The sequence below is a fragment of the Bowdeniella nasicola genome (assembly GCF_900107735.1).
Lineage (GTDB): Bacteria > Actinomycetota > Actinomycetes > Actinomycetales > Actinomycetaceae > Bowdeniella > Bowdeniella massiliensis.
The window spans coordinates 1-9,756 of record NZ_FNQV01000024.1 but is presented as its reverse complement, the minus strand read 5'-3'; the positions used below and the strand labels follow the sequence as shown (position 1 = coordinate 9,756).

The 9,756-nt window shown below is 68.0% G+C and carries 12 protein-coding genes, 2 tRNA genes and 2 pseudogenes; 4 read left to right on the top strand and 12 right to left on the bottom strand.

Annotated elements, in window-relative coordinates:
* The 4 genes and pseudogenes from BLU67_RS11890 to BLU67_RS11875 all read right to left on the bottom strand — a co-directional run.
* Positions 1-231, bottom strand: a pseudogene (locus BLU67_RS11890) (ISL3 family transposase); the annotation flags it as partial.
* A gap of 238 nt (positions 232-469) precedes the next feature.
* Positions 470-1,150, bottom strand: coding sequence for a DUF6318 family protein (locus tag BLU67_RS11885; protein WP_143027441.1), 681 nt, complete (start codon positions 1,148-1,150; stop codon positions 470-472).
* Positions 1,151-1,226: 76 nt separating this feature from the next.
* Entirely contained in the window at positions 1,227-1,907 is a 681-nt protein-coding gene (locus tag BLU67_RS11880; RefSeq protein ID WP_092566210.1) for a SanA/YdcF family protein, read from the bottom strand.
* Entirely contained in the window at positions 1,894-2,985 is a 1,092-nt protein-coding gene (locus tag BLU67_RS11875; RefSeq protein WP_092566208.1) for a protein kinase family protein, read from the bottom strand. The genes BLU67_RS11880 and BLU67_RS11875 overlap by 14 nt, the downstream gene beginning before the upstream one ends.
* A 43-nt stretch (positions 2,986-3,028) precedes the next feature.
* On the opposite strand from BLU67_RS11875, the gene BLU67_RS11870 reads away from it, so the two are divergent.
* From BLU67_RS11870 to BLU67_RS11855, 4 genes are read left to right on the top strand one after another with little or no spacing between them, the layout of a single operon-like run.
* Positions 3,029-4,051, top strand: a complete 1,023-nt coding sequence (locus BLU67_RS11870) for an adenosine deaminase (protein WP_092566214.1) — start codon at positions 3,029-3,031, stop codon at positions 4,049-4,051.
* Positions 4,048-4,941: an alpha/beta fold hydrolase gene (locus BLU67_RS11865; RefSeq protein ID WP_176780804.1), complete on the top strand. Its 894-nt coding sequence runs from the start codon at positions 4,048-4,050 to the stop codon at positions 4,939-4,941. Before BLU67_RS11870 ends, BLU67_RS11865 begins: the two co-directional genes overlap by 4 nt.
* Positions 4,938-5,723, top strand: a complete 786-nt coding sequence (locus BLU67_RS11860; protein WP_092566204.1) for an esterase/lipase family protein — start codon at positions 4,938-4,940, stop codon at positions 5,721-5,723. The genes BLU67_RS11865 and BLU67_RS11860 overlap by 4 nt, the downstream gene beginning before the upstream one ends.
* Complete coding sequence (locus tag BLU67_RS11855) at positions 5,704-6,180, top strand: YbaK/EbsC family protein (protein ID WP_092566202.1); 477 nt, start codon at positions 5,704-5,706, stop codon at positions 6,178-6,180. Before BLU67_RS11860 ends, BLU67_RS11855 begins: the two co-directional genes overlap by 20 nt.
* Here BLU67_RS11855 and BLU67_RS11850 read toward each other — a convergent pair.
* The 8 genes and pseudogenes from BLU67_RS11850 to BLU67_RS11815 form a co-directional block, all read right to left on the bottom strand.
* Complete coding sequence (locus BLU67_RS11850) at positions 6,167-7,354, bottom strand: UDP-N-acetylmuramate dehydrogenase (RefSeq protein ID WP_092566200.1); 1,188 nt, start codon at positions 7,352-7,354, stop codon at positions 6,167-6,169. The two genes, BLU67_RS11855 and BLU67_RS11850, sit on opposite strands and share 14 nt — an antisense overlap.
* A 13-nt stretch (positions 7,355-7,367) precedes the next feature.
* On the bottom strand, positions 7,368-7,775 hold the full coding sequence (locus BLU67_RS11845) for a MaoC/PaaZ C-terminal domain-containing protein (protein ID WP_092566198.1): 408 nt from the start codon (positions 7,773-7,775) through the stop codon (positions 7,368-7,370).
* Between the two features lie 2 nt (positions 7,776-7,777).
* Positions 7,778-8,242 carry an FAS1-like dehydratase domain-containing protein gene (locus BLU67_RS11840; RefSeq protein WP_092566196.1) on the bottom strand — a complete coding sequence of 155 codons (465 nt, stop codon included), beginning with the start codon at positions 8,240-8,242 and terminating at the stop codon, positions 7,778-7,780.
* 35 nt (positions 8,243-8,277) lie between these two features.
* Complete coding sequence (rpmG, locus tag BLU67_RS11835) at positions 8,278-8,448, bottom strand: 50S ribosomal protein L33 (RefSeq protein WP_092566194.1); 171 nt, start codon at positions 8,446-8,448, stop codon at positions 8,278-8,280.
* A 54-nt stretch (positions 8,449-8,502) separates the two neighbouring features.
* Positions 8,503-8,576 (bottom strand) — tRNA-Met (locus BLU67_RS11830).
* A 75-nt stretch (positions 8,577-8,651) separates the two neighbouring features.
* Positions 8,652-8,724: transfer RNA gene (locus BLU67_RS11825), tRNA-Thr, on the bottom strand.
* 83 nt (positions 8,725-8,807) lie between these two features.
* Positions 8,808-9,062 (bottom strand): DUF6458 family protein, encoded by a 255-nt coding sequence (locus tag BLU67_RS11820; protein WP_176780803.1) that lies wholly within the window; start codon positions 9,060-9,062, stop codon positions 8,808-8,810.
* 426 nt (positions 9,063-9,488) lie between these two features.
* Positions 9,489-9,756: pseudogene (locus BLU67_RS11815) on the bottom strand (IS256 family transposase); the annotation flags it as partial.

Below are 9,756 nucleotides of genomic sequence, written 5' to 3'. Positions count from 1 at the left end.
GAGCAAGATGGTGGGTCGCCAGCCGAACGGCTCGTGCGCCAGACGACGCACCACGGTGCCACGTGGCGTTCCCTCGCAGCCGCACCGCCGGCACCACTGGTCCGGCTCAACGACCCGGCAGGCCAACACGGCCCGCTTCGGCTCGATCTGTTGGCCGACGACCTCCAGGCCGAGCTCGTCGAGGCGGGTGAACGTGGTCAGGTTGGGGCGCGTGAAGGTAGCGTGAGGCACGTCGAGGTCTTCCGGATGATGAGTGTGAGAACTTCCATCTTCGGGAGGCCTCGACCCTCATCCGCGGACCGACGCGCCGCCGTGATCACCCCGCCTCTACACCCTCAAATGTGATGAGCCAAAAAACACTTGTAAGCCTGAGATTTCTTTCCGCACCCTTGGTCTAGCGAGTAAGCCGGCACCTCGGGAAGAGATAACGCCATTAACAGACCGATCAGAAGAACTCGAACTAAGATCTTCACTTGAACAGACTTCCATCCATCTTCGCATAAACAGTCGTCCAGCGGTTGTCTGCGAAGAGCAAGTAGTAATAGACCTCGTCGCGCGAATCAAAGTTAATCTCAGTCAATTTCTTTGTGGCAAAGTCCTGATCGATGCCGACCGGAATCTTACGGCCAATCCGGATTTCATAGGCATGCTCTGCATCCTCCATTTGATGTGCTGAGATCTCTTCAAGCTCTGGGCGAAGCGCATAGACCCGTATGGCCGTATCACCGGTGATTCCGTTTCTGAGCTCCTCACAGTTTTCGCAATGCCCGTCATCTATTTCATTGATATAGGACGGGTTACTCGAGTAGAACGCGAGGTCCACAAGTTCGTCGAAGTAGACGGCGGCGTCTTTGGCGCCCTGCTCGGACTGCTCGGTCAGCGTCGCGGGTGGGGTGGGTTTGGCCCACTTGGGGAACAAGCGCTCGAGGTCCTCCTTGGGGACTTGCGCTCCAACCTTGAGGTCATCCAGCGTCCACTCGCCAGGGGCGGGAGTGGACTCGGATGGGCTCGGGCTCGTGGCACCCGTCGTGCTAGAGGAGGCCGATGTTGGTGGATCCGCGGGCTCGCTGGTGGAGCACGCGGACAATGCCATGGCTGCAGCGAGCGCGAGGGCAGCGGTGCGAGCCAGGGAACGCGACACTAAAGTCATGACGCTCACAGTAACGAGAGATGCGTCGGGATGGAACTACTTTGTCTGATCTGTGGATAACGACCGTGGGGCTCGGTTAGCGAGAGATGCGGGCGGCGAGCGTCTCGGCGGCGGCCTTGTAGGTCGCGAGGAATTCGCGGGCGACGCCGGAGTACCACGTCGAGGAGAAGCGTTTGCCCTCGTCGTCGGCGAGTCCGTAAGCGTCGACGCCGAGGGCGCGACACAGGGCGATGGCGCGGGGCAGGTGGTAGCGCTGGGAGACGAGGGCGATGCGGGCGCCGGGGTGGGTCTCGCGCGCGAAGCGGCAGGTGCTGATGGAGTCGAGGCCGGCGGGGTCTTCGGTGATGTCGGCGGCGGGGATGCCGGCGCGCTCAAGGTAGCTGCGCATGACGGCGACTTCGGACCAGGCTGCGTCGCGGCCGTCGCCGGAGACGATCACGGGCGTGCCGGGGCGATGGTGGGCGGCGGCGGTATCGAGGCGGAAGTGCAGGTAGGGCGAGGGGGTGTCGGCGCCCCAGATCGCGGCGCCGAGGACGACGATGACGTCGGCCTGCTCGGCGCGCTCGCTGTCGATGCGGCCGGCCGCGGCGCCGTAGCGCCAGGCTTGGGGTGCGAGCGCGAGCAGCAGCGCGATGCTCACCGCGATGGCGACGATGCGGCGGCGGGACATGCGGCGGCTGGGGCGGCGGCTGGGGCGGCGAGGTGGCTCGGGCGTGGCGGCGTCAGGCTCGGGCGTCGTCGCGTCAGGCTCGGTCATGGCGGTCTCCTGCTGGGCCGCCCCGCGCGAAAGTGGCGGCGGTCGTGATGCGGTGGTCGGCGAGATCGAGCTGGTCGGCGCGCTCGCGGCGCGAGGCGCGCAGAGCGCCGGGGACGAGCGTGAGCAAGATGCCGGCGGTGCGGCGCGCGAGGCGCTGCGCGTCGTGATCGGCGCTCGCCGCCGCAAACAGCTCGTCGACGCTACGGCGGTAGGCCGGCTCGTCGCGGTAGCGCCGCACGGCCGCGAGGTGGCCGAGCAGGCAGGCGATGTCGTCGATCCGATAGCCCGGTCCAAGGGTGTCGACGTCGAGCAGGCCGGTGATGGCGCGTCCGTCGGTCAGGACGTTTGCCTCGTAGAGGTCGCCGTGGGTGGGCACGAGGGGGCCGGGGGCCGCGGCCGCTACCTCGGCGGCGACGACGTCGGCGATCGACTCGATGCGAGCGTCGGGCACGAGGCGCGCGGCGAGCTCGGCGTGCGTCGCGATGCGCTCGCACCAGGCGCGCCGGCGCGGCAGGCCCGTGGCGGCGTCAGGCAGGCGATCGAGCAGCGTGTGCACCTGGCGGTAGGTGGCCGAACCGCCGACGGCGGCGAGCAGCGTCGTCAGGGGTGTGCCCGCGAGCTTTGCCATGACGACGCAGCCCTCGCGGCGCTCGAGCAGAGGCGCGACCGGCAGGCCCGCGGCGGCCAGGAGGTCGTGGGCCCGGATGAGGCGCGCGATGCGCGCGGGGGCGGCGAGTTTGGCGTAGGCGGTGGACCCGAGCGCGATTACCGCGCGGCGCGTCGGGCGGTAGGCGATGAGGCGCGCCCCCTCCCGGTCGAGCAGCTCGGCGAGCTCGGGTAGGGCCGGGTCGTGCGGGTAGCGCGCGATGAGCGGGCCGGTGGGGGCGTCGGCGAGGATGAGACGCTGGCGCTCGCCTGCGACGTCGGCGTCGAGCAGGACGACCTCGTAGGGCAGGTGGTAGCGGGCGATGACGCGCTCGCCGGTCAGGGGCGTTCCCAGGGCCGCGGCCGCGGCGGCCAGCAACGGGGCGAGCTCGGCGCGGTGGCCCGTTGCGGGAACGGAGAGGGAGGGCGTCATGCCGCTATCCAACCACATGCGCGAAATCTGTCAGAATAGGGACGTGCGCGATCTTTCTACCCTCCCGAAGTCGCACCTCCATCTGCATTTCACGGGCTCGCTGCGTCCCGAATCGCTCATCGATATTGCGCACGATCTCGGCGTGCGGCTGCCCGAATCGCTCACCGATAATCAGGCGCTGCGGGTGCCGGCCGATCAGCGCGGCTGGTTCCGCTTCCAGCGGCATTACGACGCGGCGCGAGCCGTCGTGCGCAGCGAAGCGAGCATGCGCCGGATCGTTCGGCAGGCCGCCGAGGACGACGCCGCCGAGGGCAGTCGTCGGCTCGAAATCCAGGTCGATCCCACCTCCTACGCCCCCTTCGTCGGTGGCATCACCCCCGCGCTGGAGATCATCGTCGACGAAGCAAAGGCCGCGTCGGCCGCGACGGGCGTCGAGGTCGGTGTCATCGTCGCCGCCTCCCGCATCCGCCACCCGCTCGATGCCCGCACGCTGGCGCGACTGGCCGCCCAGTACGCCTCCGACGCGCCGGGCGGCGTCGTCGCCTTTGGGCTGTCCAATGACGAGCGGGCGGGCGATACCTCGGACTTTGCGCCCGCCTTCCGCCTCGCGCGCCACGCCGGGCTGCCGGGCGTGCCGCACGGCGGGGAGCTGCTCGGTCCCGATCACGTGCGTCAGGTCGTCGCCCACCTGAAGCCGCGCCGGCTCGGCCACGGCGTGCGCACCGGGGAGGATCCGGCCCTGCTGGAGCGCCTCGTCGCCGATGGGATCGCCTTCGAGGTGTGTCCGGCCTCCAACGTTTCGCTCGGCGTGTACGCCGGGCCGTCGCAGGTGCCGCTGCGCACCCTGATCGATGCGGGCGCCGAGATCGCGCTTGGCGCCGACGACCCGCTGCTGTTTCATTCCCGGCTCGTCGACCAGTACGAGATTGCGCGGCGCGATCACGCCTTGAGCGACGCACAGATCGCGAACCTTGCACGCTCCTCGATCCGCGCCTCGCTCGCCTCCGATACCTCCAAGCGCACCTGGCTCGCCGAGGTCGATGCGTGGGAGGCGAGCGAGCAGTGACCGACGGCCCCCTCCGCCCGTGGCGCCGGGTTCGCCCGCTGCAGCTGCGCCCGATCCGCACCCGCAAGGATGACCCGCTCGATCGCCTGTCGGCCGAGCTCGTGAAGGTCGACGGCTGCTGGGTGCGAATCTTCCGTAAGGCCTATTCCGGCCCGGGCGCGCCGCCCGGTGACCGGTTCCCGGGCCTGTCGCCCGCCGGCACGGCCGAGGCCCCCGAGCGCCCCACCTTCGTACTCATCCACGGGATCGGCGTCTCCTCGCACTATTTCGTCAACCTCTCTGAGGACCTGGCCCGCCTCGGTGACGTCTTCCTCATCGACCTGCCTGGCTTCGCGAACCTGCCGCAGCCGCCCGAGGTGCTGTCCATCGCGGGCTTTGCCGCGATCGTCCACGACGTGCTGACCGCGCACGGGGTGCATCGCCCCGTCATCGTCGGGCACTCGATGGGCGCGCAGGTCGTCACCGAGCTGCTCGCCCGCGCGCCCGGTTACGCCGAGCGCGCCGTGCTCATCGGCCCACCCGTCAACGACGCGGAGCGCAGCGTGGCGCGCCAGCTCACGCGCTTCGTGCAGTCCTCGCTGCATGAAACGCGCAGCCTGCGCCTCATCGCAATCCGCGCCTACCTGCAGTGCGGGCTCGCCTGGTTCGTCGACGTGCTGCCGCAGATGATGCGCTACCCGATCGAGGAGCGCATCCAGCTCGTGACCGAGCCCACCCTGCTCGTGCGCGGCGAGTTCGATTACGTCGCGCCGACGCCATGGCTGCAGCGGCTCGGCGCACGCAACCCGCACGTCGTGGCGGGCGCCGCGCACTCGGTGATTTACGCCCACGACCGTGAGGTCTTCGAGCTCATTTCCGATTTCGTCGCCGACGAAGCCCATCAGCCGTGATCCTTCGACGCCTGCTCGCCGCCGCGCGCCGCGCCCGCGGCGCTACCCGCGATATCGGCCGCGATCTGGTGTCCTCGCTGCCGCACTGGCGCGACTGGTCGGCCGATTACCGCTCGCTTGCGATGCTGCGCCTGCGCGCGCCGCTGGACCGCCTCGCCGCGCGCCTTGCCGGAGCGGGTCCGCTGCCCCCGCAGCGCCGGCTCGACATCGTGGTGCTGCCCGGCATTTACGAAACGGCCGCCGACCTGCGCGAGCTCACGCGCCCGCTCGCTCGCCGCGGCCACACGATCCACCGCGTGCCGCGCCTGTACCGCCAGCTCGCGCCGATGGCCGTGCTGCGCGCGAGCGTCGAACGCTTCCTTGCCGAGCGCGAGCTCAGCGACGTCGTGCTGCTCGCCCACTCCAAGGGCGGCCTCATTGGCAAGGAGGTCATGATGGGCGCGCAGGGCGCACGCGTCCGCGGCATGGTCGCGCTCGCCACGCCGTGGCACGGCTCGGCCTATGCGGCGCTGTTTTGGCCCGGACTCGGGGTGCGCTCGCTGCGGCCGGGATCGCCGCTCATTGCCGCGGCCCAGAGGCCGCATCCCTCGGATGCGCGCATCGTCTCGATCCATCCGAGCTTCGACCCGCACATCCCCCTCGGCTCGCGCCTACCGGGCTCCCGCAATATCGCGGTCCCCACGCCCGGGCATTTCGCGGTGCTATCCGCACCGCCCGTGATCGACGCCGTCGAAGCGGCGGTCGCGTCCATGGAGGCGGGCGATGTCCGCGACGCGAGCTGAGGCGCTGTGCGCCCGCCAGGGTGTTCCCGTGCGTGTGCGCAGCTATGAGCATGATGCTGCCGCCACGAACTTCGGCGCGGAGGCCGTCGCGAAGACGGGCCTCGGCGCCGATCGCGTCTTCAAAACGCTCGTCGTCGATTCCGGCGGGGCGTTGGCCTTCGCGCTCGTGCCCGTCGCCGCGCGCCTGGATCTTCGGGCCGTCGCGCGAGAGCTCGGCGGGAAGAAGGCGCGACTGGCCGATCGGGCCGTGGCCGAGCGCGCGACGGGGTACGTCATGGGCGGGATTACGGCGCTCGCCTCGCGCAGCGCGCTTGCCTGCCTCGTCGATTCCAGCGCGGCGGCAGAGCCGAGCTTCATCGTCTCCGCGGGAGCTCGCGGCCGCAACCTCGAACTCGCCTATGCGGACTTTGCGCGCCTGACCGGCGCGCGCCTAGCCGCGATCGCTACAGCAGGATAGGTTCGGGCACGAGCTCGATACCGAAGGCCTCCTGCACGCCCTCGCGCACCTGCCGCGCCAGCGCGCGCACATCCGCGCCGCTCGCGCCGCCCCGGTTAGTGATCGCGAGCGCATGTTTCGTGGAGAGCGCTGCGGGGCCGGGCAGGCCGAAGCCCTTGTCGAAGCCCGCATGGTTGATGAGCCAGGCGGCGCTCGTCTTGACCAGCCCCTCGACGACGGGCGGCTGCTGGCCGATGCTGCGCACCTTCGTCGGGTCGGTCACGGCAAAGCGCGGCGCGCCCTCGGGCAGCCGGTCCGCGTGCTCGGCCGCGATGACGGGGTTGGTGAAGAACGAACCCGCCGAGTACGTGTCGCGATCGCCCGGATCGAGCACCATGCCCTTGGAGCGGCGCAGCTGCAGGACGGCTTGGCGCACGTCGATCGCCGGGGCGCGGTCGTTCAGCTCGACGCCGAGGGTGCGCGCGAGTTCGGCGTAGCGGATCGGCTCGGACAGCGAGGCATTACGCATCTGGAAGGAGACCTCCAGCACGACGTAGCGGCCCGTTGGCCCCCAGGTGCGCCCGCCGCCGGCTTCCGCATCGCTCAGCGAGCGCTTGAGCAGCGAGGTGCGGTAACCGAAGCCGAGCTCAGCGAGGGTCAGCAGGCGCCGCTCGCGCTCGAGCCGGTCATAGACGCGCACCGCCGAGATCGTTCCGGAGACTTCCTGGCCGTAGGCGCCGACGTTTTGCACGGGCGCCGCGCCCACGGTGCCGGGAATGCCCGAGAGCGCTTCGACGCCCATCCAGGCGTTTTCGATCGTGTGCGCGACGAACGCGTCCCAGGGCTGGCCCGCCGAAACCCGCAGCGCCGCTCCCCCGCAGCCGTCTTCGGATTCCAGCTCGATGTGCTGCCGGGTGTCGCGAACGACGACGCCTTCGAAGCGCTCATCGCGCGCCACGAGGTTCGAACCGCCACCGAGGACGAGGAGCTCGCGCCCCTGCTCGTCGGCGTCCCGCACGGCCTCGATCATCGCCTCGGTCGAGTCCACCTCGACGTAGTTCGCGATCTCGCCCCCGACCCGCACGGTCGTGAGCTCGGCGAACGTCGGGGGCTGGGATTGCTCCGTGCGCGGCGCCCACGAGGCGACGGGTTCAACGGTGATATCAGGGCCCGGTTCGGGGATGGAGCAGCTCATAGCTCCACTGTACTCAGGCCCGCGCGACGATGGCGCGGGCGCGCGTCAGGACGCCCTTGGACTCGTGCAGCACGGCGATATCGACGCGGACGCTCTCGGCATCGACCTCGCCCGCGGTCCCGATAATTTCCAGGCTCGCCTCGCCGTCGCCCGGCACGACGACCGGGCGGGAAAAGCGCGTGCTGATCTCCTTGATGAGGTGGGGATCACCGGCCCATTCTTCGACGGCGCTCGCGGCCACGCCGAGGGTGAGCATGCCGTGGGCGAGCACGCCGGGCAGGCCGGCAGCGCTGGCGGCGGCGTCGTTGTAGTGGATCGGATTATGGTCGCCGGATGCTGCGGCGTAGGCGACGAGATCCTTGCGCGTGAGGGAGACGGTGCGGCGGAATAGTTCGTCGCCGACGGTGATCTGGGATGTCATGGCTAGGCTCCTCTCACGGCGAGCGTCGAGGTCACGGTGGCGACGAGGTCGCCGTCGGCGTCTTCGATCCGGGCGCTCGTGGTCACGAGGGTCAGTGGTCCCCGGTCGGTGATGGCAGCGACCTGGACCGTCGTAGCGAGCACATCGCCCGCGACGATCGGACGCACGTGGGAAAAGGACTCCTCGGCGTGCACGACGCGGGAGAAGTCGATCCCCGATTCCGGGTCGCCGATGTAGGAGGCTTCGGCCGCCTGGGCGGGCACGACGGCGAAGGTCGGGGTCGCGACGACGTCGCGGTAACCCTCGGTTTGGGCCGTTGCGCGCTCGAAGTGGATGGGATTGGTTGCCCCCGTGGCGCTCGCGAATTCTCGCAGCTTAACCGCGGCCACCTCGTAGGTGTGGGGACCATAAAAGCGACCCACGAGGTCAGTGTTGACACTCGTGGGTCTCTTGGTTGTCTCAGTCATGCCCTCTAGCGTATTAGAAGACGTGACCCGCCGCCCTACCGCGTTTCGCGGTGATTGGTCTTCTTGTTGCAGCGGGGGCAGTACTTGGGGAGCTGAAGCCGATCCGGAGTGTTCCGTCGGTTCTTCTTGGTGATGTAGTTGCGCTCCTTGCAGTCCTCGCAAGCAAGGGTGATCTTCGGGCGCACATCCGCGGACTTGCTGGCCACGATATATCCTCACGTTTGGCGGTAACCGCGAAGCGGTTCTTACTGAAAAGTTAGTAGCGGAGGCGGGGATCGAACCCGCGACCTCACGATTATGAGTCGTGCGCTCTAACCATCTGAGCTACCCCGCCAGGCTGGATGCTTTCACATCCGAAAGTTCTTTCCAACCCCTCAGCCTACTACGGCCGAGCGTTGGACAGAACCTGAGCCCCGAAAGGGAATCGAACCCTTGACCTTCTCCTTACCATGGAGACGCTCTGCCGACTGAGCTATCGGGGCGGCGTAGACGACTTTACACAACAACTGCGCACAAAGGGAAATTGCTGTCCGGTGTCGTGCCACACACTTTTTGCGGCGACTTCTTAGACGTCGCGATGCTCGATCGATTCGTGCGTGCCGCCCGCTGCATCGCGCGTGACGTGACGCTCGGTTGCGCTGCGGTTGGAACGCGCGCCCATGGCGATTCCGATGAGCACGAGGATGATGCCGGCGGCCAGGCAGATGTATCCGATCATCTGCAGATCGACGCCCTGGACGCGATCAGCGACGGCGAACGCGAGGATTGCTCCGACGACGGCGAGAAAAACACCAAAACCAATGGACGGCCCGCGGTACATGGTCACTCCTTTAAGGATGAGGGGCTCCGGGGGAAGCCCACAGGGTGGTTTCATCCTCACACGTCGGAGCCACGGGCGCGCGTTGGGTGCCGGCCGCGCCTTTGACCCAGGGGCATTCAAGCTGCGCTAGATACGCGAAAACCCCCTAAATTACGGGGGTTTTGGCTGGTGGCGGGTGAGGTGTGCAGTGTCAGAACATAGTTGACACCAATCTGCGCGGGCCTGGCCGGTGATACTTGACAGCTGTCTCGCGACATCCTTGACAGCCACAGCACACTGACACATGACAGATGTCTCGCGACATCGTTGACACCTTCGGCATGGTCGGAGTATGCGCAACCACAAGAACCTCGTCATCGTGCGTTCCATCCTGGACCAAGGGCTAACCGTGAGGGGCCTGTCAAGTTTTTTGTGTAAGTTGATTGGTTACAAGTAGGGGTTGATACGGTCTGGGTAGGCGGCTGCGAGTTGGGCGAGTGCTTGTTTCCAGTTCGTGACGATTTGGCCCTCGACGAGCCGGCCGTGTGCTTTGCGTTGCTCGCGGGGTTTGCCTCGTTCTTTGTCTCGCTCGATCGCTCGCTTGTCCTCGATATTGCAGATCGCCAACCACAGGAGTTTGACGGCCGCGTCCGTTGACGGGAAATGGCCCCGATTCTTCGTCACCTTCCGTAGTTGATAGTTCAACGACTCGATG